We start from the raw sequence: 23,377 nt of genomic DNA, 5'->3' as shown, positions 1-23,377 counted from the left end.
GATTCCTCCAGACGCCCAAGAGCGATGTGAGCTTACCTTTTTCATGGTGTTAAATCACCCTGGTTGCTTGTTTCTCAGTGACGCGACCCATGAATCAACTGCGTGTCTGTTGTACATGCATTCGCTGGACGGCTTCGGGCTGCCGTCAGGCGACATGTGGATATATTCCCGGCCAACGAGCCAGCATTCTTTTCTGGCCCGGAGGATAGTTCCAGGCTTGAGCCCGGTGACAGCGATAAGAACGCTTTCGCAAACCCACTCATTCGGGGCGAGTTGGATAACATTAGTCATGATTTTTTCTCCAAATAAACCGGCTGCACCCGGTGAAATATTTAGTGTTTGCTGGTGGTTGTTGAGTCCAGAACTTCTGGATCCGGCGGTGCTCTGAATAGTGGTCCAGGAGCAACATCAAATCGACGCCAGCGGATATCACAGGTGCGCACTTCATTAGGTGATGACCACGCCACTACGTCAGCCACCGGTTCGGTTGCATCCTTCCGCCGCTCTAGGAGCTCGTCTAACGCTTTTATTGCGTCAGCAGTGACATAGTCCTGGGTGCTGCCGTTTTTGTACGTGAGCGTGCGCTGTAGCGCGTCACGGACTCGGATAAGCCGCTCATCTGTCAGTGGTCCGTTTGACGGGTGGTTAGCTGGGTCTGTTAAGTTGATTGTCATGCCACACCGCCTTTAACAAAAATAATCCAGTGAGTTTTATCGCTCTTACCGGTACGCTGCCCGATAATTGGCTTTACGTCGGTGAGAGCTAAAATCTGGCTAACCGGTATCTGCGTTTCGTTCCATTTGAAAATCAAAACGCCCTGTGGCCACAGCACGCGAAAAGCCTCTTTGAACCCGGCACGCAAGTCGTCACGCCATGTATCTTTGTTCAGGCGCCCATACTTTTTGCCTATCCAGGCATTTTCACCAACTCGTTCCAGATGCGGTGGATCAAACACCACCACCGGGAACGAGGCATCGGCGAACGGCAGCGCCCGGAAGTCTGCTATCAGGTCAGGGCTTATGACCAGGCGGCGACCGTCACACAGTTCATGCTCTTCAGCACGGATATCAGTGAAAACGGCGCGCTCGTCCTGCTTATCGAACCAGAACATGCGGGAGCCACAGCACATGTCCAGAATTGATGCCTCGCTCATTGTCCTTCTCCTTCGATAACCGGAATTCCCGCAGCGACGACGATTCCATTAGTCAAATTGGAGTTCTGGCGGTTAGAGCGACATACCAGCGCCCAAAAGTTCATATCGCAAATCAGTGCGACTCGCATTTCCGCAGTAAATCGATAGCCGAGCTTATTTGACTTGCCTGCTGAGCGCCGACGCTTGCGCATTATCTTGCGAACGTGAGCCGCATTAACCTCAACCTGGCGGTGTCTTGAAGCGTAAACACCCTTCGCTGGTATTTTTCGAGCCTGTTGCTGGTAAGCAGTTAACAGGTCATGTACGTCTGTTGATTTAGCCATTCTTCTGCTCTCCTTCGATAACCTGGATGCCAGCCGTACGCGCATAGACAATTACGCCATCATCAGGACGCTTGCGCGGTAAATAGATCTCAGGGCGGGGCCATAATGCAATAAATCGTGATTCTCTATTTTCAAGTCGGTGATACGCTGCCTGGCTCATCACGCCCACCGGGCGAAGTGCCGATTCCATACGCTCCAGTTCTGCAATGCGTGCCCGCGCGAAATTAAGCTCAGCCATATGCTCGCGAAGGCTGTCTGTCGCTGCTTCGAGCCTATCCCAATCGGGATTGAAGTTTGCCAGTTGCGCTAGCTGCTCTTTCAGAAACGCAATCTGCTTATCCCTGGCTCCCCGCGCCTCTTCCAGGGAGGTGATGTATTTACGCAGCACTCGGGCGTATTGAGTGGACGGAGTTGGGTATTCGCTGAGTTGTTTCAACTGAGCCAGCGCATCATTAATTTCAGTCTGCGCCAGTGCGGTGATATCAGTCATTCCACGCCTCCAGTTCGTTCTGGATCTCTTCGTCGATTTCGTCGTTGGTGGCGTCTTCGTTGAGATAGTCGCGCGCCTCTTTGAGATACTTTTCCCGACGTTCGTTGTACCAAGCTGAAAACTCTGGCGACCAACCAATCGTTGTGCCGTCATAGTCAAATCTGGCGTTATCCTCTGCCATACGCTCAACCATGCAATGAGCGGTCGTTAAGGCACACTCACGGATGTAGCCGCGCAAGTCGCGCTTATGCCAGTACGGACTGTATTTCGAGTCACAGCGGCCTTTAAATTCGACAGTCCAACGACGGATGCAGCGTGCATTAAGTGATTTGCTCATTGTGCAGATTCCTTGCGTCTAGTCGTCCACGACACGCTGTGTTCAGCCGTCAGGGTGAATGAGTGCCCGCATTCACTGCAGGTCATTTCGTCCTCGTCGGCCTCATAACTTTCCTCGGTGCTGACGTTAGCGTTGCACCAAGGGCATTTAGCCTGATCTTCATTGAAATAATCCCACTCGTTGTAATCTGCATTTTCTTCAATCCTGGCTAATGCATCAGAGCGGATTTTTGCTTCTTCGGCTTCCCTGCATGGATGACAAGTCCACCCCCACACGCCATTTTCATCACAAGAACCCCACATGCCGCCGCCGTTGTCATGCTCATTGCGCGGAGGTATTGGCGTGGCTTCTTTGCGGGTGAGCCCACAACACTGGCAACGATCGTGCTCTTCGCAGACAACGTATGGCATTTTGTCGCCGTTCTTATTGCAATGGGCACAGCCGTTTATCCACATCCAAACGCCATTTACCTCAAGCGCATACAGGTGTTTCTCTGGGGGCGTGAGTTTAATTTCAGGATGATGCCAGTCATCACCAAATTCCTGGGTGCTACCATTTCGCATGCGATTCATTCCGGGCTTTAACCGAGGATCATCAATTGGTGCGACAATGATTTCGTTTTTATCGGTGCGGTTACTCATGAGCGACTCCTTGGCGTAGCTGTGAGGCGAATCCATTGCAGAGCTCACCGGCTCCTGCAAGACCAAGCGCGCATCTTCATGCAACCCTTGGGCGTATTGTTTAAGGTATTCGCCAGCCTGCTCGGCTCCTTTCGCTCGGACGTCAGCCAGATACGTGTCTGTTGCCTTGAATGGATTCTCAGCTTCAACATCGCGAGATATATATGCGTTGATTTCAGAAACGTAATCCATCGGAACACCGGCATACAGGTATTCGTCTGCGTTCACGTACTCTTCGTGGTTTTCGCTAATGTCTGTCAACAGGCGCAACATTTGTGCGTTTTCCGCTACCACCGCCGCCCGAAGCTCGATGGATTCAGTAAGGGCGACGTATACGGTATCCAGCCGGGTAATGACCTCAGTCATTATTTGGCGCTGCGCTGGTGGTAGATCACCAACGCAGGCATGCGCTTTCGCGATTAATTCTTTTACTTTCAGACGGCTCATTTTTTTCTCCATTTGGCGCGCTGCACCGCGCCATTAAATTAATGAATTGCTGAATTTAGCGTGCAGCAACCCAACCCATTCTCATGGGTTATTACTGCGTGGTATTTATCGCTTAGCTTCGCCGCCGAGAGAGGTTGTTAGCCCAGTAATGAGGGAATTAAGTTCACCGGTCATCAGAATAAAATCGGCATCAAAGCGCTGGGCCATATCTTCGCGGTCAATATCATTATTTTGCTCAATAAGCTCATCAGAAAACTTAAGGCGTTTGATGCTGCCATCGTCACAAAGAATAAATTGAATGCGGTTCTGCCAGTCGAGAGATAATTTCGTAACTATTTTTCCGGCTTCAAGGTGGTTTTGGATCTCATCACTGACCAGATCTTGTTTTTTGAATCGCCCGATCCCGCCATCTTCCAGCAGGGCTTTCAAATCAGCCTCATCACCGAGCGCAAGGCCAGCGGGAGCATTTCCAGATCTAACCCATTCAGTCATGGTTAACTCGATAGGGGTTTCCATTGTGAGTGGCACAACGGGGAGGGAGCCGATAGTTTTTCGTAATAACGCCAGTGAATCCTCGGCGCGGCGTGCGCTGGCGGCATCTACAATGATCAGGCCGTCAGGCTCATTTATCCACAGGTGGACAATAGAGTTTCTTGTGAAAGCTCGTGGTAAGAGGGAATGTAGTACCTCATCTCGTAAAGAGTCTCTCTCGGTTTTTTTGAGGCGACGAGCTTGGTCAGCTTCTAACCTCACGATACGTTTATTCAGCTCTTCAGAAACAACGGAGCTAGGCAGTATTTTTTCTTCCCGACGAATGACGAGCAAGATCTGATTATTGCCAACGTAATGCAAAGACTCGGATAACGCGCCCATTGGTGGTGCCCAGCCTGTTTTTGCCATGTCCTGGCTACCGCATGGCGTAAAGCGTTGCGCCTCAAGTTGCTTCTCAAGCTCTTCAGTATTGATGGTGACATCGCGGCTTAGGCGATATACCAACAGATTTTTAAAAAACGGAGTTTTCAATTTTCATTCCTCTGCACAAGGTTTCATCCATACATGTAGTTGTGGCGGTGGTGCCTCCACCTGCCAGCCCGGCCAGGACTGGCGACGTACACTAATCAAGACACATATTCATTTTTAAAGTTGAATAAGCTGGTGGCCTCGTCACGTGCGCATAGCCGCAATTACCACAACTGGAAGCGCACTCCGGTTTATGTTTCACACCTGTCATCCACAACTGGTAGAGAAGGAGTGCGCTTTCATGTTGTGCGCCTTGAAAAAGCTGGCGGTGACCGTGGACATAAGGGAAAACACGGGCCGCCAGAATGTAGACGCAAGGCATTTATTCCCAACAACACTGGTGCCTTTCACCGTTGCTTCCGGTAGCGTGCTGCTGGTGTGATTAATGTAGGATAACTTACAATGAGAGGTCAAGTGGAAATGTTGGATAACTTACATGCGGGGGCGAAAAAAAAACCGGGATAACCCGGTTTTCCTATAAATCCATTATTACCTGTCTTACCAACCCAACCAAGCGACAGTTTCCGTTTACCTCAAGCATTCGGTAATTGGGGTTAAGTGGTACTAGGTATTTAAGCGGTCCATCAATGACGAACTTCTTAATAGTGGCTTCATCACTACCCATCAGCTGAGCAATAACAATCTTGCCATTAGCCTGGCTTGCGTCACCAAAATCAGGCTCAACAACGACGATAGAACCTTCTGGGATGCTCGGCGCTCCGGTAGGGTTCGTCATCGAATCACCGCGAACTATAAGAGCAAACGCACTCTCAGAAACGGCCGCTGAGGTGTAAACCCAGTCTTGAATATCTCTTTCCGTAATGGCTCCGCTGTTTGCAGTCCATTCTCCAGCCTGTACCCAGGTCAACACTGGTACGGACCTGATCCCGAATCTTTGTTCCGGGTTCATAGTCGGTGGTTGTTGGCTTCCATCATCTTTACCTTCCAACAGCCACTGCGGCGTTTTCTCTAGAGCAGCCGCCAGCGCCTGAAGGTTTTCACCACCAGGTTTATAGTCACCAGATTCCCAGCCGGTGATGGTGACGCGGTTAACCCCGACAAGCTTTGCCAGGACAGATTGCGTCATCTTCAGCTCTTTGCGTCTGCTACGGATTCGATCATTCATTTTCATGTAGGCAATCCTACCATTTTATGATGTAGGAGTGCTTGACCATTTAATGTAAGATATCCTACTATCTACGCACTGCATTATCTAACTCCAGAGGAAAAAATGAAAAAAAATGACGTTATCTCTTACTTCGGCGGCGTGGGGAAAACCGCTAAAGCTCTGAATATTTCTCATGCATCCGTGTCCGGGTGGGATGAGGTTATTCCCAAGGGCCGAGCATTCGAAATTCAGGCACTAACTAAAGGTGATTTGAAAGTTGACCAATCCCTTTATGAAAAGCGTAGCCCTTCGGCTGCGTAAACGTAACCACAGAGATAAGAGGTAAGCCGTGGGTAACGAACCTATGTGGAAAGTCGAACGTCAGCCAGCCTGGCTGGTGGCCGCACTTAAAAAGACGATTACCGATCTGCCTGGTGGATATGTTGAAGCAGCGGAATGGTTAGGAACGACCGAAAACTCGTTGTTTAACCGCCTGCGTACCGAAGGCGATCAAATTTTCCCGCTTGGCTGGGCGATGGTGTTACAGCGTGCTGGTGGTTCAAGCCACATTGCTGATGCCGTTGCGCACCACACCAACGGTGTATTCGTAAAGCTCCCGGACATTGAGCAGATGGGAAACGAGGAACTGCTGACGAAATTCAATGAGCTGCTGGCGGCGTTGGGGCGTTTTGCTCAATTCCACAATGAGTCAACAGCGGACGGTGTGTTGGACAACGAGGAAAACAAAAAGATGAAGGCAAAAGGCTACCGGGTGCAGTCGCTGGTGGCAGAAATCATGGTAGTGACAGAAATGTTATTTGGGGAAGGTGACGCCCGCGAGTGTGCAGCTCCGGGCGTCCTGGCGAATAACTCTACGTGTATGGAGAAAAAATCCGCATGACCAGTTTAACGGCTTTTAACCGTTTACCGCAACTCAGGATGATCCCGGTGCCGGGTTCTCCGTTGTTTCGGTATGAACGCAGAATATCAAACCGCTGGGTGCCATGTAACCACAGTCGGGCCGTCTTAATTGTGGGGGTCTACTACCGGAGGGCAAAACGCTTATGGGCGAACTTAACCGGCGGTACCGGGACCACCGCGGCGTGCCAGTCCGTGTTATCCGTTGGGAGCCAGAAACACAGCGCGTTATCTACTTGCGCGACAGCTACCCACACGAGTGTTTCAGCCCACTCGAACTGTTTCGTAAAAAGTTCAGGGAGATAACGGACGATCATGAGCACTAAATTAACCGGCTACGTATGGGATGGCTGCGCGGCGTCGGGCATGAAGTTGTCGAGTGTTGCGATTATGGCTCGCCTGGCAGATTTCAGCAGTGACGAGGGCGTGTGCTGGCCGTCGATTGAGACTATCGCTCGCCAGCTCGGCGCTGGACCGAGCACAATCAGAACGGCAATCGCGAAGCTTGAAAAAGAGGGCTGGCTTACCCGTACCCAGCGCCGTAACGGCAACCGTAATGCCTCGAACGTGTACCGCCTGAATGTAGCAAAACTGCGAACGGCGGCATTTTCTCAACTGCCAGAATCTGACACATCAAAATCTGACGCATCAAAATCTGACCCGTCGAAATCCGGCAAAAACGGCGGTTTTGACCCGTCAGAATCTGGCGGGGATCCGTCAGTAAATTCAAAACCAGAACCACAAGTAACTACTAAAACCCCTTGTCCGGTTGCGGCGCAACCAGACCCTGAAATTGTGATTACTGACCAGGCGATTGTTGTTTTAACTCACCTGAACCAGGTCAGCGGATCCCGGTACCAGAAATCAAAAACCTCGCTGGAAAACATCCGTGCCCGTTTGCGTGAGGGTTACAGCGTTGCCGACCTGCAGCTGGTGGTTGACCTGAAGCATGAGCACTGGAACGGGAACGACGAACAGTACCAGTACATGCGACCGGAAACGTTGTTCGGGCCAAAGAAGTTTGAAGGTTACCTGTCCAGCGCTGCCCGCTGGGATAAAAAAGGCCGTCCCACTCGTGATACCTGGGATAAAACCCGCGAACGCGACATAAACGCCATCAGTCAACCTAACGACACTATTCCAGCGGGGTTCAGAGGATGATTAAAAATCAATACTGCCAGGCGCTGGCGGAAATGCGCAGCAAAAGCTCGCACAAGTTGAAGGAAGTCGGCGATCAGTGGCGTACTCCTGATCTGCTTTTCTGGGGCATCAATGCGATGTTTGGCCCGTTGGTTCTCGACCTGTTTGCTGATGACGATAACGCGAAGTGCCCAGCATGGTACACCGCTGAAGATAACGCTTTAACGCAGGACTGGTCATCCCGTTTGCTGGAGCTCGGCGGCGCTGGTTATGGCAACCCGCCATACAGCCGGTCGCAGTATCACGAAAAACAGGCAATCACCGGCATGCGCCACATCATTTCACACACATTGGCAATGAGAGAACAGGGCGGGCGCTACGTCTTTTTAATCAAAGCGGCAACGGGTGAAGTCTGGTGGCCGGAAGAAGCAGATCATATCGCGTTTATCCGTGGGCGTATCAGTTTCGATCTGCCTGTGTGGTACCGACCAGAGGAAGGGCAGCCGTCCGAATCGTCAGCAGGGTTTAGTGCTGCGATTGCGGTATTCGATAAGTCATGGCGTGGAGAGCGTTTCAGCTACATCAGCCGCGGCGAGCTGGAAGAAAAAGGACGTGCGTCTATGGCGCTGGCCACCTTTGCCGCCGGTAGAGTTCAGCCACCAGCCGTGCAGCCAGTTCAGAAGGAAGAACAAGCCGCGGTGCCGCATGTATTACCGGGAACAGAATCACGCATCTGGCCACTTGAGGTAGGCATTGTGTTTAACCAGGTAGATGGCGCTGACGTACTGGATATGTCGCAGCAGAACAAACTAAAAGCCCACATCAACCAGCTCTGGCTGGAGCGTATGCCCACACCTGAAATTATTGCTGTCGCGCGCAGCATGATGGAGGTAAGCGCCGCATGACGACTTTAACAACACGTCAGCAGCACGTTCTGGATCTCCTGATCGCTTACCAGCGTGAACATGGTTTCCCGCCTACCAACTTTGAACTGGCCGGGCTGCTGGGTTGCAGCTCACCAAATGCGGCAGCGGATCACCTGCGTGCGCTTGAGAAAAAAGGGGCTATCAGTATCACCCGCGGTGTCTCCCGCGGGATCTCCATTACCCAACTGAAGCCTAAGAATACCGGCGCGGAGGGTATGACGCTTGTCCTTCCATTCCCGCCGAGCGTTAACACCTACTGGCGCGCCCCTAACAAGGGGCCGCTGGCCGGTCGCCACCTAATTAGCGCTGACGGTCGCAAATTCCAGAGTGCGGCCTGTGCGGCAATCATTGAGCAGCTTCGCCGACTGCCTAAGCCGTCAACGGAGCAGGCTGCAGTAGAAATCATCCTTTACCCGCCGGACGCGCGCCGCCGTGATCTGGACAACTACAACAAAGCGCTGTTTGACGCGCTGACGCATGCAGGCGTTTGGGAGGACGACAGCCAGGTGAAACGCATGCTGGTGGAGTGGGGGCCAATAGTGCCGAAAGGGCGAGTAGAAATAACGATTCGTAAGTATGAACCGGCGGGTGCAGCCGCCTGATATGGAGAAAAGCATGAATCAGTTAATTGTGAGTGGTGCAGTAACAATGTCCAGCCGCGAAATTGCGGATCTGGTCCATAGCAAACATGGTGATGTAAAACGTTCAGCCGAGCGACTTGTTGCCGCTGGTATTTTAACCGCGCCATTGGCGCAGTTTGATTTTGAGCATAACGGGAACGTTTATCAGGAATATCGGTTCAACAAGCGTGATTCGCTGGTGGTGGTGGCCCGTTTATCGCCGGAATTTACCGCAGCAGTCGTTGACCGCTGGCAGGAGCTGGAGGAAGGGCAAGGGGTTAACGTTCCACGTTCATTGCCGGAAGCGTTGCGCCTGGCCGCTGATTTAGCCGAGCAGAAAGAGCAATTAACGATCCAACTGGCTGCCGCGGCGCCAAAGGTTGAATTTGTCGATCGCTATTGTTCGGCGAAGGGCTCAATGTCATTCCGTCAGGTTGCTAAGCTGCTTAACGCCAAGGAGACGGAGTTCCGTCTTTTCCTTATCGAACACAACATCCTTTATCGCCTCGGCGGAGCGCTTACACCTATGGCTCCACATATTGCTGCTGGGCGGTTTGAAGTTAAAACGGGTACCTCGGTCACTAATAACCACGCTTTCAGCCAGGCGCGATTCACACCGAAAGGGATCCGCTGGGTTGGGGGACTTTGGGCAGAACACATTGCAACGGGGAATGCTGCGTGAGAGCTCTATTAACGCCTGAAATTGCCCCGAAGATGGGGATCGTACTTTTCAGGCCCGGCCCGGAGCTTATGGCACTGTTTAAGCAGGGGCGGGTTCTACTGGAATCTGAGACAGAAATGTATTCGCACTTTGCGACCGGGGAATTGCCAGCGGTTTCACAGCCTCTGGCTACCGCGACGGAAATGCAGGCTGTCTTTGATAACGAGCGGGTGTTGAGCGCTGCCGGTGGGTTAGCGGCGCTAGAGAGTTGGCTGGAAAAGGATTATGTCTGTCAGTGGCCGCACAGCTCATACCACAGTAAAAATTTCACCACTTTGCGGCATACGCCGGGCGTTATCCGGTTGTGCTGGCATTGCGATAACTTCCTGCGTCAGCAGTCAACAGAGCGTCTTGCAGGCATTGCTCGCGGGAACCTGGTATCCTGGATTTTAGTTGCTGCTGGCAGGGATTTACTTTTCCCGCCTGAGCATGTTTTGACTGTACCAGAGTTCTGCTGGTGGCTTGTGACCAAAGGGCTGGTTGATGTTATCCCCGAGGAAGTCGCCAGGAGAGCGCTAAGGCTTCCAGAAGAAAAACATCAGTCAGTAATGCGGGAGAGCGAGATTGTTCCGGCGGTATCGGCCACCAGCATTTTGCAAAAGCAAGCCACGCAACCGGCTGAGGCCATGAAGCCCGTTCTGACGTTATCAATTGACCCGGAGTCGCCAGAATCCTTCTTGTTGCGGCCTAAGCGCCGCCGTTGGGTGAATGATCAATATACCCGGTGGGTTAAAACACAGCCCTGCGAAGGTTGCCGGCGGCCAGCAGATGACCCGCATCATATCGTTGGGCACGGTATGGGCGGTACAGCAACAAAAGCCCACGACCTGTTCGTGATCCCTCTGTGCAGAGAGTGTCACGACGAACTACACGCCGGTGTATCGGCATTCGAACAGAAGCACGGCACGCAGCTGGAGTTGCTGCTGCGTTTTCTGGATCGGGCGCTGGCGATCGGCGTTATTGCGAAAGCTTAAGTGTATGGAGCGCTAAACCGCATGAATGAACAGAATCTGAATTACGTTAGGAATGAACTTCGCCGGGCACTGCTGGACCTGTCCGGCGGGACTAAAGGGCAGCTCGAGGCATTTAGTGAGAATCCACTAGCGGATAAGAATGCCACGCCGCGCCGTTGTGTTAACCTCGTTGAGCTGGAGGGCGAGTCGGGGACCCGCTTTGTTAACTCGCTGAGTGCACCCTTGTATGTGCTGGAGACTCGCAGCCGCCGCCGACCAATGCCGCCAATTAAAGATATGGAGTTTGAATCAGCACCGTGGCGCCGCGCTGTTAATTCCCTGAATGAATACCAGCAGGCCTGGCTGCGATATTGCTACGGATTCGACCTCAGCTATAAGCATCAGGTGATGATGTGCGAGCACGTCTGGAATAACTATCAGAAATGCCAGGTGGATAACCCGTTACAATCCCGCGTCATTAAAAAGCTGATCGGCCTGGTATGGCTGGCAGGGCAGGAAGTCGCCGCCATGAGAAGTAATGAAACCTATAAAGACTATGCTGGTGCAGCGCTGGCGCGGATGGTTAGCGTTGACCGTTCGACCTGGCTGCGTGTGTATTCGGGCCATTGGGCAGCGTTGAAAGCGGCCTTTGCGGATCTGGATGAGCACGCCCTGAGCCTGGCGCTAGATCACTTTGAAGATGAAGAAGTGCTTAAAGTGGTAGAAATGTGAAGTAAATTTCACTATCTCCGTCAATCTCGCTTGCAAAATGCAACAAAACAAGCCATATTTGAAGCATATTTGATATGTTGCCAAAGTTTTATAAACCCGCCTTTGAGCGGGTTTTTTGACAATGGTAAAGTTAATCCAATCTGTAACGTTGCGCCTTAATGTTTATGCTTTTAAAAAGATCCGTAATAGGGATTGTAAGACCTTGATATGATCTCAATAGCCAAGAAATCTCCGATAAATGCCAATAATCTGTGCAAAAATGGTTGCATAATCGCTTTGTTCAGCACATATTTAGCACATAACTAAAGCAATCATGACCTCCTAAATGGAGGTTTTTTCGTATCTATACGCTAGTAAATCCTACATGTGGTATTTCGTTTTTATTTTCCCACTACATGTAGTTATTGGAGAGGCGCAGCCATGAACATAAATCAACTTTATGAAGATTTTGGAATCACTCCCGCACAATTTATGCCGAACGAAACAGTAGCTGAGTTTGGTCGAAGAGTCATGAGTACATCATCAGTTGGTTCAGGCCAAGAAGGTGTAATTTATTCAACAGGTTCCCAGCTGGAAAATGTTGATATAAATCAACAAGGAAGTGCATCATACCAACTGTATTCATACTAACAATAAGATGAACAATGCCTAATTGGAATCATGTTATGGGCGAGATGGCTGTTCTCGCCCAAAAAAGCCCTCTGGACACAGTAAGAAGTAAGTATATCAAAGAGATGTCCACGATGACTGGGCGTAATGTCATCGCGTATTATTCAGGTTTTCTGCAGAATAGCTCTCATTTGTGCGCTATGTCAGATGACGATAAAAATGGATTTATGACAGCGATACATGGGCTAGATGCATCGAAAGGACTTGATCTCATTTTGCATACTCCTGGTGGGGATATTGCCGCTTTAGAATCGATAGGCTATTACCTGAGAGCTAAGTTCGGTAACGATATTCGAGCTTTCGTACCTATGATATCGATGTCTGCAGGTACTATGCTGGCCTGTTGTGCAAAAGAAATAGTCATGGGGAAACAATCAAATATTGGTCCCTTTGATCCACAAGTCGGTGGCGTTCCAGCACATGGTGTGATCGAAGAAGCGCAGAAGGCTATGCAAGACATAGTCCAGAACCCTGCGACTGCCGCGTATTGGCAATTCACAATGTCAAAACTCAATCCTACATTCATTGGTGAATGTGAAAAGGCCATCCAGTGGGCTTCAACAATTGTGAGCGATTGGTTGATAACTGGTATGTTCGAAGGAGAGGTTGATGCCCAACAAAAAGCCAGTGCGATTTGTTCGAGCTTGAATAACCATAGCTCAACTTTTGCTCATGCTCGTCATATTCACAGTGATAAAGCTAGCCAAATCGGTTTGAAAATTACACCTATGGAAGATGACCAGGCATTACAAGATATTGTTTTGACGATACACCATAGTTTTATGCATACCTTTGGTGGCAGTACTGCGGCTAAGATTATTGAGAACCATGAGGATGGTCGTAGAGTTTGGCACGTCCCTCCTAGGAATCCTTAAAATTTAGTTCTTCTTATAAAAAACCTGGCCTCATCGTCGGGTTTTTTTTATACCTACACTCCTTCAATTTGGAGGAATTTGCTGTGGAAATGGGCGGCTGGTGGGTGTTGTAGCACCCGGCCAGCCATCAGCTCATGCTTTCAGGTCACAAGCTAACCAAGGCCCACTGCTTTAGCGCAAAAGCAAAGTGAGGTTATCAGAGTTACGCTTACTGATCTATGAAAAATACTGTAAAAATACACAGTGTTGAGTTAATCAACGCTGATAGTCTGCATTACATTGCCACCCTCCCGGATAACTCCATTGACCTGATTGTTACAGACCCGCCTTACTTCAAAGTGAAGCCGAACGGCTGGGATAATCAGTGGAAAGGGGATGAGGACTACTTACGCTGGCTTGATAGCTGTTTAGCTGAGTATGCCCGAGTCCTAAAACCTGCCGGCAGCATTTATCTGTTTTGTGGTCACCGGCTGGCCTCAGATATTGAGATCATGATGCGGGAACGGTTCAACGTCCTGAACCATATCATCTGGGCTAAACCGTCGGGCCGCTGGAATGGATGCAACAAAGAAAGCCTGCGCGCTTACTTCCCGGCAACGGAACGGATCCTGTTCGCTGAACATTATCTGGGGCCGTATACAGGGAAAGAAGATGCCTACGAGAGCAAAAGCGCAGAGCTAAAGCAGCATATCATGACGCCGCTTATCGGCTATTTCCGCAACGCCCGAGAGTCATTGGGTGTGAGTACGAAAGAGATAGCCGAGGCAACATGTAAGAAAAACATGGCTTCCCACTGGTTTGGGGTGAGTCAGTGGTCGTTGCCGAACGAGGTGGATTACCGGAAACTGCAGGAATTGTTTACCCGGATCGCCATCGAGAAACACCTGCAGCAAAAGCTGGAACATCCTCACCACCAGCTGGTGGCTACCTACCAGTCATTGAATCGCAAATACTCGGAATTGCTGGAAGAGTACAAAACGCTCCGGCGTTGCTTCTCTGTATCTGCTGCCGTTCCGTATACCGACGTATGGACACATAAGCCCGTTCAGTTCTATCCGGGTAAACATCCATGCGAAAAGCCAGCCGACATGCTGAAGCAAATCATCAGCGCCAGCAGCAGGCCGGGCGATATTGTTGCCGATTTCTTTATGGGGTCTGGTTCCACTGTGAAAGCTGCAATGGAGTTAGGCCGCTGCGGTATCGGCGTTGAGCTCGAAGCTGATCGCTTCATGCAAACGGTCAGTGAAATAGAAAATCTCAGTAAACCATAACGGACACCATGGCCTCGTTGCTGTGGTGGCCATCGAATTCAGGCTCCGGGAATCACTCATAACTTACCCTTTGACATAACAGCCCGCGAGCCTGATCCCTATTCCCCTCATTTCTTTTTCTGAGAGGATTCACAGCATTAAGAGGGGGCTAAATGTCCGATCCGATTTCCGGCACTGGGTTAGCTGGTGGAGTCCTGACGGGGGCCAGTGTTTATGGACTACTGACCGGAACTGATTACGGCGTGGTGTTTGGTGCATTTGCTGGTGCTGTTTTCTACATAGCCACAGCATCAGATCTGAGCGCAACCCGCCGTCTGGCGTATTTTGTCGTTTCGTATATAGCCGGGATCCTTTGTTCTGGGCTGGTGGGTTCAAAACTGGCTGCCGTGACCGGCTACAGCGATAAACCTCTGGATGCCATTGGTGCCGTAATCATTTCCGCATTAGCCGTCAAAATCCTGACCTTCCTGAATAATCAGGATTTCGGCTCGCTGGTGGCGCTGATAACGCGCCGGGGAGGTTCTGGTGGTACTAAATGACCCAACAGCAACATTAAACGCGCTGCTTTGCGCCGGGGTTGTAATTACCCTGATGTTTTACCGTCGCGGTGATTCGCGCCATCGTCCCTGGGTTTCGCGGCTGGCATGGCTTATCACAGTCCTCTACAGCGCTGTCCCGTTGGCTTACCTGTGCGGTATCTATCCACATTCATCGTGGGCCACCATCGGGGCTAACATTCTGTTTCTTTCCGTGCTGGCTGCCGTCAGAGGCAACGTTGCGCGTCTGGTCGATCATCTGAGGAACTAATGAACCAATCACAATTTCAAAAGGCGGCTGGTATTGGCGCCGGGTTAGCTGCGCGCTGGTTTCCGCATATTGATGCTGCAATGAAAGAGTTCGGTATCACTAAGCCAGAAGATCAGGCGATGTTTATTGCTCAAACAGGGCATGAATCGGCAGGTTTTACCCGTGTACTTGAGAGCTTCAATTACTCCGTTGCGGCGCTAAAAGTGACGTTTGGCAAACGACTATCAGCCTACCAATGCGAGATGTTGGGGCGTGTTGATGGTCAGCAGGTGGCCCACCAGCCACAGATTGCCAATCTGGTCTATGGCGGTCGCATGGGTAACAAAGAACCTGGTGATGGTTGGGCGTTCCGTGGGCGTGGATTGATTCAGATTACCGGGCGTGAAAATTACGCTAAATGCGGCACTGCACTGAAACTTGATTTGGTCGGCAGCCCGGTGCAACTGGAAGAAGATGTTAATGCTGCTCGCTCAGCTGCGTGGTTCTTTGCCACGAATGGTTGCCTTAACTACACCGGTGATTTGGTGCGAGTAACGCAGATTATTAACGGCGGGCAGAACGGCATCACTGATCGCCGTGCTCGCTTTGAGCAAGCTAGAGCAGCTATCGCGTGAGGAAGCTATGGGTATCGAATCAATAATTGGTTTGGTGGTTGCTGTCATAGCCGCTATCGCTGGTGCTTTCGGTTTTGGTCACATCCGTGGCACCAGTAAAGCGGAAGCAAAAGCTGATCAGCAGCGCACTGAAGAGCATGCAGCAGCTACCGAAGCGGTTGCCGAGCGACGAGTGGAAGTAACGAAAGAGGCCAGTAATGTACAGCAGACTGTTAGCCAGTTGCCTGATGACGATGTTGATCGCGAGTTGCGGGAGTCGTGGAAGCGCCCCGGCAGTCGTTGATACCGCCTGTGATTGGGTGAAGCCCATCTACCTAACTGAACAGGATATTGCTGTTATGGATAAGCAAACGAAGCGAGATGTCCTGACGCATAACAAGACATGGGAGGCAAACTGTAGAAAAACAAAAAAAATAAATTGAAAACGCGAATTGAAAGATGTAAAACGCAGGCAGGCTGTGAAGAAACCAGCAATGCAATACGTTCTTTAATCTGCACTCTCTGAAAAAGAGAAATAATTATAGGCCTCGGTTTAATGCCGGGGCTTTTTTGTATCCGCATTTCACTGCGCACCGCAGCGCACTATAACCACGTCGAACCAAACCCTTTGGAATGAGCCTTTGAGGAGTCAGTTAGTGCTGGCGAGCCTCGACGGGCTGATTTCCTATGCGGCAAAGGTTCATCTCAAAGAGTAGGAAAACGTTATGAATAATCCGTCAATTATTCCGGCCTTCGACTTCCGAAATATGGTGATAACCATTGATAACAAGGTGATCACCACTTCACTGAAGGTGGCTGACTATTTTGGGAAGCGGCATAAAGATGTTTTGCGAGCCATCCGAAATCTAAAATGCTCGGAAGATTTCACCCGGCGCAATTATGCGCCCATTGATTTCATTGATAAAAACGGTGATATCCAGCCGATGTATAACATAACCCGTGATGGCTGCATGATGCTGGTTATGGGGTTTACAGGCAAGACAGCAGCCGCGGTAAAAGAATGCTATATCAATGCATTCAACTGGATGGCTGAGCAGCTAAGTCGTCGCCTGGCAATGGGTGAAGAAATGCAGCACCGCTACGCCATCAAAGAAACTAGGTCAAAGCTGAAAGGGACGATCGGAAGCCGACTGATGAACGAGCGAAAGAAAGAGAAGCGCGTTCTGGCAGTAGAGCATGAGCACATCATGCAGGTCACTCAGCCTGATTTGTTGAGTTTGTAAGATACCTATAACAGCGTGCATTCACTGCATGACTGTTGAAAGTTGACGGGCTCGTCAAAATCCCTTTAAAAACAGCGTGTTGAATGTTTTTGTGATGTGTGGTTATCTATATGAACTTTCCCAATGAGGCCAGACGATGACGACCACACAGCTCGTAGATAGGTATCTAAAGCGGATACAACAAATAGCAAAAGAAACAGAAAGAGGGAAAAACCTTCATATAGCCGGAGAAGAAATCAGTAGCGCTATTCGGGGGGCAACTGAGGCTTTCTGTTTTGTTGGAGATTGTCACCCATCGGAAGGATTCTCTGAGTTGTTGAACATGTTGCAAACTGAACATCATTCAAAACACACGCCGTATGGACATGTAATTGATATAGCGATAAGAAAAGTCGAATTACAGATTTCTATTTGGAAATAATTATTTTTTTAATTCAATAGCATTCTGTAATGGGTTTATCCGAAGTCGGCTGTAAAGCCATTCGAAAAGCCGTCCAGTCCAGCAGCCTGCTCAGAAATTCGACAGCCATTAGTAATTGCCGTTAATTGATAATCATTATCGTTTGAGGGTCCTTTCCGGCATATCGGTGCGCTACGGGGCGGCGTCCGCGCAGATTCTCGCTATTTATGAGATTTTTTCGGTTTTAGTCGTTTCCGTTCTTCTTCTAGCTAATTGCCTGTTTTTACTGAAAACACCCCCTGAAAAGAAAGGAAGCGGCAGAGTCCGATAACAGGCAAATTACTCGATGTCGTTTCCTTTCTCTGTTTTGCGCATGGAGTGAGCCATGGAGGTAAACAAAAAACGCCTCTCTGAGATTTTTGGCGTCAGTGTTCGCACCATTCAGAACTGGCAGGATCAGGGGATGCCAGTTGCCCGTGGTGGCGGAAAAGGTAATGAGGTGCTCTATGATTCCGCGGCGGTTATTGAGTGGTATTCCGCCCGTGATGCCGCAATTGAAAATGAGAAATTGCGGAAAGAAGTCGAAGATCTGCGAATCGCTTCGGAGTCGGATCTTCAACCCGGCACGATAGATTATGAGCGCCACCGACTCATCAGGGCGCAGGCCGACACGCAGGAATTGAAAAATGCAAAAGACACCGCTGAGGTGGTGGAAACCGCATTCTGCACGTTCGTGTTATCGCGGGTGGCCGGAGAAATAGCCAGTATCCTCGATGGCGTTCCTCTATCAGTTCAGCGGCGTTTCCCCGAACTGGAAAACCGGCACATTGATTTCCTGAAAAAGGACATCATTAAAGCCATGAACAAGGCAGCTGCGCTGGATGAAATAATACCGGAGTTGCTGAGTGAATATATCGAACAGTCAGATTAAAGGGGTTCGGTGCTCTACTCGATCGGGGCTTCGAACGCTGTACCGGCCAGAACCGCTGACCGCTGTTGAATGGGCAGATGCACATTATTATCTCCCTAAAGAGTCAGCGTATCAGGAAGGGCGCTGGGTCACGCTTCCTTTCCAGGTAGCGATTATGAATGCGATGGGCAACGACTATATCCGAGAGGTGAATGTCGTTAAATCAGCCCGCGTTGGCTACTCGAAAATGCTGCTCGGTGTGTATGCGTACTTCATCGAACACAAGCAGCGCAATTCGCTGATCTGGCTGCCAACCGATGGCGATGCTGAGAACTTCATGAAGTCTCATGTCGAGCCTACAATCCGTGATATCCCCTCGCTTTTGTCGCTCGCGCCGTGGTACGGCAAAAAGAACCGCGACAATACGCTCAGTATGAAGCGCTTTTCCAACGGTCGCGGCTTCTGGTGTCTGGGCGGTAAGGCGGCGAAAAACTACCGTGAGAAATCGGTCGATGTCGCCGGCTACGATGAGCTGGCAGCATTTGATGAAGATATTGAGAAAGAGGGCTCGCCCACCTTCCTCGGTGATAAACGTATTGAGGGCTCTGTCTGGCCTAAGTCAATCCGTGGCTCCACGCCAAAGCTAAAGGGAACCTGCCAGATTGAGCGTGCCGCGAGTGAGTCAGGGCATTTTATGCGTTTTCACGTTGCCTGCCCTCATTGTGGGGAAGAGCAATATCTGAAGTTTGGCGATAAGGAAACACCATTCGGGTTTAAGTGGATGCCTGGCGAACCGGCCAGCGTTTTTTACCTCTGCGAGCATAACGCCTGCGTCATTAAGCAGCAGGAGCTGGATTTCTCGCAGGCGCGCTACATCTGCGATGAGACGGGGATCTGGACACGCGATGGCCTGAACTGGTTTGCATCCTCTGGTACCGACATTGAACCGCCAGACAGCGTCACTTTCCACATCTGGACGGCATACAGCCCGTTTACCACCTGGGTGCAGATAGTAAAAGACTGGATCAAGACGAAGGGGGATACCGGTAAGCGTAAAACCTTCGTGAATACCACGCTGGGTGAGACATGGGAGCCGAAAATTGGCGAACGCCCGGATGCGGACGTGATGGCGGAAAGGAAAGAACACTTTTCTGCCTCAGTACCTGACCGGGTAGCCTACCTGACCGCTGGCATTGACTCACAGCTTGACCGCTATGAGATGCGCGTCTGGGGATGGGGGCCGGGTGAAGAAAGCTGGCTGATTGACCGGCAGATCATCATGGGACGACATGATGATGAAGCCACCCTCATCAGGGTGGATGAGGCCATAAACAGGGCATACACCCGGAAAAATGGCGTTGAAATGTCGATATCCCGTATTTGCTGGGATATCGGCGGTATCGATCCAACCATCGTATACAACCGCTCGAAAAAGCACGGCCTGTTTCGTCTTATCCCCATCAAAGGAGCCTCTGTTTATGGCAAGCCGGTGGCCAGCATGCCGCGCAAACGGAACAAGAACGGTGTGTATCTGACGGAAGTCGGGACGGACACAGCGAAAGAGCAGATCTACAACCGCTTTACCCTGCAGCCCGAAGGTGATGAACCCCTCGCCGGTGCTGTGCATTTCCCAAACAACCCCGACGTTTACGACCTGGCTGAAGCACAGCAGCTGACCGCTGAGGAGCAGGTTGAAAAATGGGTGGACGGTAAGAAGAAGATCCTCTGGGACAGCAAAAAGCGGCGAAACGAGGCGCTGGACTGCTTCGTTTATGCGCTGGCTGCGCTTCGGATCAGTATTTCGCGCTGGCAGTTAAATCTCGATTCTCTTCTGGCTAGTTTGCTGGAGGAAGAAGGGGGGCGAACCCACAACAAGACCCTGGCGGATTATGCCCGGGCATTATCTGGAGACGAATAATGGCGACACAGACCGATCTGGATGCCGCCCGCGCTGCGTTGCATGACCTCATGATGGGAAAGCGGGTGGCAACGGTGCAAAAGGACGGCCGGCGGGTTGAGTTCACCGCCACCTCCGTAACCGACCTGAAAAAATACATTGCCGAACTTGAATCACAGATTGGCATTACTCAACGACGCCGGGGACCGGCAGGATTTTACGCATGAAAACACCTGCTTTGTTAGGGCCGGACGGTAAAACCGCATTGCGGGACTACGCCGGGTATCACGGTGGTGCTGGTGGCTTTGGCGGTCAGTTACGCGCCTGGAACCCACCGAGCGAAAGCGCGGATGCTGCGTTATTGCCTAATTTATCCCGTGGTAATGCGCGAGCAGACGATCTGGTTCGAAATAATGGTTATGCGGCAAACGCCGTGCAGCTTCATCAGGATCACATTGTCGGTTCCTTCTTCCGACTGAGTTACTGCCCGAGCTGGCGTTATCTCGGTATCAAAGAAGAAGAAAGCCGCGCATTTGCCAGGGAGGTGGAGGCCGCCTGGTATGAGTATGCTGAAGATGATTTTTGCGGGATCGATGCTGAGCGCAAGCGGACGTTTACGATGATGATCCGCGAAGGTGTCGCGACTCATGCATTTAACGGCGAGCTGTGTGTCCAGCCCACCTGGGACAGTGATTCAACGCGGCTCTTCCGGACACAGTTCAAGATGGTCAGCCCGAAACGCATCAGCAACCCCAATAATGCCGGAGACACGCGAAACTGTCGGGCTGGTGTCAGAACCAACGACGGTGGCGCCGCATTGGGCTATTACGTCAGCGAGGACGGATATCCGGGATGGATGGCGCAGAAATGGTCCTATATTCCGCGCGAGCTGCCCGGCGGCCGTCCGTCCTTTATCCATGTATTTGAACCGCTGGAAGATGGACAGACGCGCGGAGCCAACGCGTTTTACAGCGTCATGGAGCAAATGAAAATGCTCGATACGCTACAAAATACGCAGCTCCAGAGCGCTATCGTTAAGGCGATGTACGCGGCGACGATTGAAAGTGAGCTGGATACGCAAACCGCGATGGACTTTATTCTCGGCTCTGACAGCAAAGATCAGCAGAGCAAGATGACGGGCTGGCTGGGTGAAATGGCCTCGTATTATACCGCGGCGCCGGTTCGCCTTGGTGGTGCGAAGGTTCCTCACCTCATGCCTGGTGATTCCCTGAATCTTCAGTCAGCGCAGGATACGGACAACGGTTTTTCGACGTTCGAGCAATCACTGCTGCGTTATATCTCTGCTGGACTGGGTGTGTCTTATGAGCAGCTTTCGCGCAACTATTCGCAGATGAGCTACTCCACTGCACGCGCCAGCGCTAACGAGTCCTGGGCGTTCTTTATGGGCCGCCGCAAGTTCGTGGCAGCCCGACAGGCCTGTCAGATGTTTGTGTGCTGGCTGGAGGAGGCCATTGTCCGCCGGGTGGTGACGTTGCCATCCAGAGCACGATTCAGTTTTCAGGAGGCGAGAACAGCCTGGGGCAATGCCAACTGGATAGGCTCAGGCCGTATGGCGATCGATGGGCTGAAGGAAGTGCAGGAGGCCGTCATGCTCATTGAGGCCGGCCTGAGCACTTATGAGAAGGAGTGTGCCAGGCGCGGAGACGACTATCAGGAAATATTTTCGCAGCAGGTACGTGAAACGATGGAACGTCGCGCTGCTGGTCTAAAACCTCCAGCCTGGGCGGCTTCTGCCTTTGAGTCTGGACTGAAGAAATCAAATGAGGAGGCGAACGATGACGCCCGAGCTGCGTAATCTCCCGCACATCGCCAGTATGGCTTTCAATGAGCCGCTATTACTTGAACCCGCCTATGCGCGGGTTTTCTTTTGCGCGCTTGCTGGCCAGCTGGGTATTACCCGCCTGACCGACACCGTGTCTGGCGTGACGCTTGGTGCAGAGCAGATGGCTGAACCGCTGGCACTCTTTGGTGATGATGAAGACATGGGGCCAAAACCGGCACGAAGCTATCAGGTCACTAACGGGATCGCGGTGCTGCCGGTATCCGGGACTCTGGTCAGTAAAACCCGCTCTCTCCAGCCATATTCGGGGATGACGGGTTACAACGGCATTATCGCCCGTCTTCAGCAGGCCATCAGTGATCCGGGTGTTGACGGCATCCTTCTGGATATGGACACCCCCGGCGGAATGGTGGCGGGGGCTTTTGACTGTGCGGACATTATTGCCCGTATGCGTGATATCAAACCCATCTGGGCGCTGGCCAACGATATGAACTGCAGCGCAGGCCAGCTGATTGCCAGTGCGGCCTCGCGCCGGCTTGTTACACAGACGGCCAGAACGGGATCCATCGGGGTCATGATGGCCCATAGCAATTACGGCGCTGCCCTGAAAACCAGCGGTGTCGAGGTCACGCTGATTTACAGCGGCGAACATAAGGTGGACGGGAACCCCTACGAGAAATTACCCAAAGAGGTTCGCGCAGATTTTCAGGCGCGCATTGACGCTACCCGGCAGATGTTCGCTGAAAAGGTGGCGGGTTATACCGGCATGTCGGTCCAGGCCGTTCTGGATACTGAAGCGGCTGTGTTTTCAGGCCAGGAATCAGTAGACAACGGGCTGGCGGAGCAGCTGGTCAACAACATGGATGCGCTGAACGTTATGCGCGATGCAATTAACAAACGAACGATGATTTCCCGAGGAGGAAGCATGAAAGGTACTACTGCATCCGCAGATACCACTCAACCAGCAGCAACCGCTGCTGCTAACCAGCCCGTGGCCACCACTGACACATCCGCTGTGGTCGTTGACCCTGCAACCACCGCATCTGTTGATGTGAGCAGCCAGGTCGCGGCGGCGGTCGCTGCTGAAAATGGTCGCATTATGGGGATCCTGAACTGTGATGAGGCAAAAGGGCGCGAATCACAGGCGCGCGCACTGGCTGAAACTCCGGGCATGACGGTGGAAAGTGCGCAGCGCATTCTTGCCGCCGCGCCTCAGAGTGCTCAGGCCCGCACGGATACCGCGCTGGATCGTCTGATGGAAACCGCACCCGGCACCGTAGCGGCAGGGAGTTACTCTGCTGATGCGGGTGACGATTTGTTAAATACGCCTGTTTAAGAGGTC

At 51.5% G+C, this 23,377-nt stretch carries 33 protein-coding genes and 1 pseudogene; 25 read left to right on the top strand and 9 right to left on the bottom strand.

Annotated elements, in window-relative coordinates; translation table 11 throughout:
• Positions 1–54 precede the first annotated feature (54 nt).
• The 9 genes from KCR01S_RS23710 to KCR01S_RS00210 all read right to left on the bottom strand — a co-directional run bounded on the left by KCR01S_RS23710 (position 55) and on the right by KCR01S_RS00210 (position 5,582).
• Positions 55–291: an excisionase family protein gene (locus tag KCR01S_RS23710; protein ID WP_072277047.1), complete on the bottom strand. Its 237-nt coding sequence runs from the start codon at positions 289–291 to the stop codon at positions 55–57.
• Between the two features lie 41 nt (positions 292–332).
• Positions 333–674, bottom strand: coding sequence for a hypothetical protein (locus KCR01S_RS00245; protein ID WP_061279098.1), 342 nt, complete (start codon positions 672–674; stop codon positions 333–335).
• Positions 671–1,153: a class I SAM-dependent methyltransferase gene (locus KCR01S_RS00240; protein ID WP_061279096.1), complete on the bottom strand. Its 483-nt coding sequence runs from the start codon at positions 1,151–1,153 to the stop codon at positions 671–673. The genes KCR01S_RS00245 and KCR01S_RS00240 overlap by 4 nt, the downstream gene beginning before the upstream one ends.
• A complete protein-coding gene (locus KCR01S_RS00235) occupies positions 1,150–1,476 on the bottom strand; it encodes a hypothetical protein (RefSeq protein ID WP_061279094.1) in 327 nt (108 codons plus the stop codon). Before KCR01S_RS00235 ends, KCR01S_RS00240 begins: the two co-directional genes overlap by 4 nt.
• On the bottom strand, positions 1,469–1,966 hold the full coding sequence (locus tag KCR01S_RS00230; protein ID WP_244886178.1) for a hypothetical protein: 498 nt from the start codon (positions 1,964–1,966) through the stop codon (positions 1,469–1,471). The genes KCR01S_RS00235 and KCR01S_RS00230 overlap by 8 nt, the downstream gene beginning before the upstream one ends.
• Positions 1,959–2,303 (bottom strand): hypothetical protein, encoded by a 345-nt coding sequence (locus KCR01S_RS00225; protein ID WP_061279092.1) that lies wholly within the window; start codon positions 2,301–2,303, stop codon positions 1,959–1,961. Before KCR01S_RS00225 ends, KCR01S_RS00230 begins: the two co-directional genes overlap by 8 nt.
• The gene (locus tag KCR01S_RS24820) at positions 2,300–3,430 is read right to left on the bottom strand and encodes a Trm112 family protein (RefSeq protein WP_061279090.1); all 1,131 of its coding nucleotides are present in this window, start codon (positions 3,428–3,430) and stop codon (positions 2,300–2,302) included. The genes KCR01S_RS00225 and KCR01S_RS24820 overlap by 4 nt, the downstream gene beginning before the upstream one ends.
• A 105-nt stretch (positions 3,431–3,535) precedes the next feature.
• Positions 3,536–4,453, bottom strand: coding sequence for a recombination-associated protein RdgC (rdgC, locus tag KCR01S_RS00215; RefSeq protein WP_061279089.1), 918 nt, complete (start codon positions 4,451–4,453; stop codon positions 3,536–3,538).
• A 472-nt stretch (positions 4,454–4,925) separates the two neighbouring features.
• Entirely contained in the window at positions 4,926–5,582 is a 657-nt protein-coding gene (locus tag KCR01S_RS00210) for a LexA family protein (RefSeq protein ID WP_061279088.1), read from the bottom strand.
• A gap of 99 nt (positions 5,583–5,681) precedes the next feature.
• On the opposite strand from KCR01S_RS00210, the gene KCR01S_RS00205 reads away from it, so the two are divergent.
• The 25 genes and pseudogenes from KCR01S_RS00205 to KCR01S_RS00100 all read left to right on the top strand — a co-directional run bounded on the left by KCR01S_RS00205 (position 5,682) and on the right by KCR01S_RS00100 (position 23,371).
• Positions 5,682–5,879 carry a Cro/CI family transcriptional regulator gene (locus KCR01S_RS00205; RefSeq protein ID WP_061279087.1) on the top strand — a complete coding sequence of 66 codons (198 nt, stop codon included), beginning with the start codon at positions 5,682–5,684 and terminating at the stop codon, positions 5,877–5,879.
• 28 nt (positions 5,880–5,907) lie between these two features.
• Positions 5,908–6,459 (top strand): YmfL family putative regulatory protein, encoded by a 552-nt coding sequence (locus tag KCR01S_RS00200; RefSeq protein WP_061279085.1) that lies wholly within the window; start codon positions 5,908–5,910, stop codon positions 6,457–6,459.
• A 163-nt stretch (positions 6,460–6,622) separates the two neighbouring features.
• Positions 6,623–6,802, top strand: a complete 180-nt coding sequence (locus KCR01S_RS23700) for a DUF4222 domain-containing protein (protein WP_072277046.1) — start codon at positions 6,623–6,625, stop codon at positions 6,800–6,802.
• A complete protein-coding gene (locus KCR01S_RS00190; protein ID WP_061279083.1) occupies positions 6,792–7,637 on the top strand; it encodes a conserved phage C-terminal domain-containing protein in 846 nt (281 codons plus the stop codon). The genes KCR01S_RS23700 and KCR01S_RS00190 overlap by 11 nt, the downstream gene beginning before the upstream one ends.
• Entirely contained in the window at positions 7,634–8,521 is an 888-nt protein-coding gene (locus KCR01S_RS00185) for a phage N-6-adenine-methyltransferase (protein ID WP_061279081.1), read from the top strand. Before KCR01S_RS00190 ends, KCR01S_RS00185 begins: the two co-directional genes overlap by 4 nt.
• Positions 8,518–8,652, top strand: a pseudogene (locus tag KCR01S_RS25550) (LexA family protein); the annotation flags it as partial. The gene KCR01S_RS00185 and the pseudogene KCR01S_RS25550, both read left to right, overlap by 4 nt.
• A gap of 105 nt (positions 8,653–8,757) precedes the next feature.
• Positions 8,758–9,144 (top strand): RusA family crossover junction endodeoxyribonuclease, encoded by a 387-nt coding sequence (locus KCR01S_RS25545; protein ID WP_061279449.1) that lies wholly within the window; start codon positions 8,758–8,760, stop codon positions 9,142–9,144.
• Between the two features lie 13 nt (positions 9,145–9,157).
• A complete protein-coding gene (locus KCR01S_RS00175; protein WP_061279078.1) occupies positions 9,158–9,844 on the top strand; it encodes a phage antirepressor KilAC domain-containing protein in 687 nt (228 codons plus the stop codon).
• Positions 9,841–10,857: a DUF968 domain-containing protein gene (locus KCR01S_RS00170; RefSeq protein ID WP_061279075.1), complete on the top strand. Its 1,017-nt coding sequence runs from the start codon at positions 9,841–9,843 to the stop codon at positions 10,855–10,857. The genes KCR01S_RS00175 and KCR01S_RS00170 overlap by 4 nt, the downstream gene beginning before the upstream one ends.
• Positions 10,858–10,878: 21 nt before the next feature.
• A complete protein-coding gene (locus tag KCR01S_RS00165; protein WP_061279073.1) occupies positions 10,879–11,568 on the top strand; it encodes a bacteriophage antitermination protein Q in 690 nt (229 codons plus the stop codon).
• A gap of 420 nt (positions 11,569–11,988) precedes the next feature.
• Positions 11,989–12,198, top strand: a complete 210-nt coding sequence (locus KCR01S_RS25010; protein ID WP_156478725.1) for a hypothetical protein — start codon at positions 11,989–11,991, stop codon at positions 12,196–12,198.
• Positions 12,199–12,233: 35 nt separating this feature from the next.
• On the top strand, positions 12,234–13,112 hold the full coding sequence (locus tag KCR01S_RS00160) for an SDH family Clp fold serine proteinase (RefSeq protein ID WP_082767908.1): 879 nt from the start codon (positions 12,234–12,236) through the stop codon (positions 13,110–13,112).
• A gap of 218 nt (positions 13,113–13,330) precedes the next feature.
• Complete coding sequence (locus KCR01S_RS00155) at positions 13,331–14,383, top strand: DNA-methyltransferase (RefSeq protein WP_061279069.1); 1,053 nt, start codon at positions 13,331–13,333, stop codon at positions 14,381–14,383.
• A 152-nt stretch (positions 14,384–14,535) separates the two neighbouring features.
• A complete protein-coding gene (locus KCR01S_RS00150; RefSeq protein WP_061279068.1) occupies positions 14,536–14,922 on the top strand; it encodes a phage holin family protein in 387 nt (128 codons plus the stop codon).
• A complete protein-coding gene (locus KCR01S_RS00145) occupies positions 14,909–15,190 on the top strand; it encodes a phage holin family protein (RefSeq protein ID WP_072277045.1) in 282 nt (93 codons plus the stop codon). The genes KCR01S_RS00150 and KCR01S_RS00145 overlap by 14 nt, the downstream gene beginning before the upstream one ends.
• A complete protein-coding gene (locus KCR01S_RS00140; RefSeq protein ID WP_061279064.1) occupies positions 15,190–15,804 on the top strand; it encodes a glycoside hydrolase family 19 protein in 615 nt (204 codons plus the stop codon). The genes KCR01S_RS00145 and KCR01S_RS00140 overlap by 1 nt, the downstream gene beginning before the upstream one ends.
• 7 nt (positions 15,805–15,811) lie before the next feature.
• A complete protein-coding gene (locus KCR01S_RS23690; protein WP_072277044.1) occupies positions 15,812–16,087 on the top strand; it encodes a hypothetical protein in 276 nt (91 codons plus the stop codon).
• On the top strand, positions 16,038–16,226 hold the full coding sequence (locus tag KCR01S_RS25540; protein WP_072277043.1) for a hypothetical protein: 189 nt from the start codon (positions 16,038–16,040) through the stop codon (positions 16,224–16,226). The genes KCR01S_RS23690 and KCR01S_RS25540 overlap by 50 nt, the downstream gene beginning before the upstream one ends.
• Positions 16,227–16,508: 282 nt before the next feature.
• Complete coding sequence (locus KCR01S_RS00130) at positions 16,509–17,027, top strand: Rha family transcriptional regulator (RefSeq protein ID WP_061279060.1); 519 nt, start codon at positions 16,509–16,511, stop codon at positions 17,025–17,027.
• A gap of 136 nt (positions 17,028–17,163) precedes the next feature.
• Complete coding sequence (locus tag KCR01S_RS00125; protein WP_061279058.1) at positions 17,164–17,448, top strand: hypothetical protein; 285 nt, start codon at positions 17,164–17,166, stop codon at positions 17,446–17,448.
• A 364-nt stretch (positions 17,449–17,812) separates the two neighbouring features.
• On the top strand, positions 17,813–18,358 hold the full coding sequence (locus KCR01S_RS00120) for a terminase small subunit (RefSeq protein WP_061279056.1): 546 nt from the start codon (positions 17,813–17,815) through the stop codon (positions 18,356–18,358).
• Positions 18,333–20,255 carry a phage terminase large subunit family protein gene (locus KCR01S_RS00115; RefSeq protein WP_061279054.1) on the top strand — a complete coding sequence of 641 codons (1,923 nt, stop codon included), beginning with the start codon at positions 18,333–18,335 and terminating at the stop codon, positions 20,253–20,255. Before KCR01S_RS00120 ends, KCR01S_RS00115 begins: the two co-directional genes overlap by 26 nt.
• Positions 20,255–20,461, top strand: coding sequence for a phage head-tail joining protein (locus KCR01S_RS00110; RefSeq protein ID WP_061279052.1), 207 nt, complete (start codon positions 20,255–20,257; stop codon positions 20,459–20,461). The genes KCR01S_RS00115 and KCR01S_RS00110 overlap by 1 nt, the downstream gene beginning before the upstream one ends.
• Complete coding sequence (locus tag KCR01S_RS00105) at positions 20,458–22,050, top strand: phage portal protein (protein ID WP_061279049.1); 1,593 nt, start codon at positions 20,458–20,460, stop codon at positions 22,048–22,050. Before KCR01S_RS00110 ends, KCR01S_RS00105 begins: the two co-directional genes overlap by 4 nt.
• Positions 22,031–23,371, top strand: a complete 1,341-nt coding sequence (locus KCR01S_RS00100; RefSeq protein WP_061279047.1) for a S49 family peptidase — start codon at positions 22,031–22,033, stop codon at positions 23,369–23,371. Before KCR01S_RS00105 ends, KCR01S_RS00100 begins: the two co-directional genes overlap by 20 nt.
• Positions 23,372–23,377 lie beyond the last annotated feature (6 nt).

The organism is Kluyvera cryocrescens NBRC 102467 (assembly GCF_001571285.1).
Classification (GTDB): Bacteria; Pseudomonadota; Gammaproteobacteria; order Enterobacterales; family Enterobacteriaceae; genus Kluyvera; species Kluyvera cryocrescens.
Note: the sequence above shows the minus strand (reverse complement) of the source record. Positions and strands in the feature narration are given on the sequence as shown.

What these genes read in the sequence shown, in the direction of transcription:
- KCR01S_RS23710 (WP_072277047.1), bottom strand. Translation starts at nt 291, where the DNA reads ATGACTAATGTTATCCAACTCGCCCCGAATGAGTGGGTTTGCGAAAGC.
- KCR01S_RS00245 (WP_061279098.1), bottom strand. Translation starts at nt 674, where the DNA reads ATGACAATCAACTTAACAGACCCAGCTAACCACCCGTCAAACGGACCA.
- KCR01S_RS00240 (WP_061279096.1), bottom strand. Translation starts at nt 1,153, where the DNA reads ATGAGCGAGGCATCAATTCTGGACATGTGCTGTGGCTCCCGCATGTTC.
- KCR01S_RS00235 (WP_061279094.1), bottom strand. Translation starts at nt 1,476, where the DNA reads ATGGCTAAATCAACAGACGTACATGACCTGTTAACTGCTTACCAGCAA.
- KCR01S_RS00230 (WP_244886178.1), bottom strand. Translation starts at nt 1,966, where the DNA reads ATGACTGATATCACCGCACTGGCGCAGACTGAAATTAATGATGCGCTG.
- KCR01S_RS00225 (WP_061279092.1), bottom strand. Translation starts at nt 2,303, where the DNA reads ATGAGCAAATCACTTAATGCACGCTGCATCCGTCGTTGGACTGTCGAA.
- KCR01S_RS24820 (WP_061279090.1), bottom strand. Translation starts at nt 3,430, where the DNA reads ATGAGCCGTCTGAAAGTAAAAGAATTAATCGCGAAAGCGCATGCCTGC.
- KCR01S_RS00210 (WP_061279088.1), bottom strand. Translation starts at nt 5,582, where the DNA reads ATGAAAATGAATGATCGAATCCGTAGCAGACGCAAAGAGCTGAAGATG.
- KCR01S_RS00205 (WP_061279087.1), top strand. Translation starts at nt 5,682, where the DNA reads ATGAAAAAAAATGACGTTATCTCTTACTTCGGCGGCGTGGGGAAAACC.
- KCR01S_RS23700 (WP_072277046.1), top strand. Translation starts at nt 6,623, where the DNA reads ATGGGCGAACTTAACCGGCGGTACCGGGACCACCGCGGCGTGCCAGTC.
- KCR01S_RS00190 (WP_061279083.1), top strand. Translation starts at nt 6,792, where the DNA reads ATGAGCACTAAATTAACCGGCTACGTATGGGATGGCTGCGCGGCGTCG.
- KCR01S_RS00185 (WP_061279081.1), top strand. Translation starts at nt 7,634, where the DNA reads ATGATTAAAAATCAATACTGCCAGGCGCTGGCGGAAATGCGCAGCAAA.
- KCR01S_RS25545 (WP_061279449.1), top strand. Translation starts at nt 8,758, where the DNA reads ATGACGCTTGTCCTTCCATTCCCGCCGAGCGTTAACACCTACTGGCGC.
- KCR01S_RS00175 (WP_061279078.1), top strand. Translation starts at nt 9,158, where the DNA reads ATGAATCAGTTAATTGTGAGTGGTGCAGTAACAATGTCCAGCCGCGAA.
- KCR01S_RS00165 (WP_061279073.1), top strand. Translation starts at nt 10,879, where the DNA reads ATGAATGAACAGAATCTGAATTACGTTAGGAATGAACTTCGCCGGGCA.
- KCR01S_RS25010 (WP_156478725.1), top strand. Translation starts at nt 11,989, where the DNA reads ATGAACATAAATCAACTTTATGAAGATTTTGGAATCACTCCCGCACAA.
- KCR01S_RS00160 (WP_082767908.1), top strand. Translation starts at nt 12,234, where the DNA reads ATGGGCGAGATGGCTGTTCTCGCCCAAAAAAGCCCTCTGGACACAGTA.
- KCR01S_RS00155 (WP_061279069.1), top strand. Translation starts at nt 13,331, where the DNA reads ATGAAAAATACTGTAAAAATACACAGTGTTGAGTTAATCAACGCTGAT.
- KCR01S_RS00150 (WP_061279068.1), top strand. Translation starts at nt 14,536, where the DNA reads ATGTCCGATCCGATTTCCGGCACTGGGTTAGCTGGTGGAGTCCTGACG.
- KCR01S_RS00140 (WP_061279064.1), top strand. Translation starts at nt 15,190, where the DNA reads ATGAACCAATCACAATTTCAAAAGGCGGCTGGTATTGGCGCCGGGTTA.
- KCR01S_RS23690 (WP_072277044.1), top strand. Translation starts at nt 15,812, where the DNA reads ATGGGTATCGAATCAATAATTGGTTTGGTGGTTGCTGTCATAGCCGCT.
- KCR01S_RS25540 (WP_072277043.1), top strand. Translation starts at nt 16,038, where the DNA reads ATGTTGATCGCGAGTTGCGGGAGTCGTGGAAGCGCCCCGGCAGTCGTT.
- KCR01S_RS00130 (WP_061279060.1), top strand. Translation starts at nt 16,509, where the DNA reads ATGAATAATCCGTCAATTATTCCGGCCTTCGACTTCCGAAATATGGTG.
- KCR01S_RS00125 (WP_061279058.1), top strand. Translation starts at nt 17,164, where the DNA reads ATGACGACCACACAGCTCGTAGATAGGTATCTAAAGCGGATACAACAA.
- KCR01S_RS00120 (WP_061279056.1), top strand. Translation starts at nt 17,813, where the DNA reads ATGGAGGTAAACAAAAAACGCCTCTCTGAGATTTTTGGCGTCAGTGTT.
- KCR01S_RS00110 (WP_061279052.1), top strand. Translation starts at nt 20,255, where the DNA reads ATGGCGACACAGACCGATCTGGATGCCGCCCGCGCTGCGTTGCATGAC.
- KCR01S_RS00105 (WP_061279049.1), top strand. Translation starts at nt 20,458, where the DNA reads ATGAAAACACCTGCTTTGTTAGGGCCGGACGGTAAAACCGCATTGCGG.
- KCR01S_RS00100 (WP_061279047.1), top strand. Translation starts at nt 22,031, where the DNA reads ATGACGCCCGAGCTGCGTAATCTCCCGCACATCGCCAGTATGGCTTTC.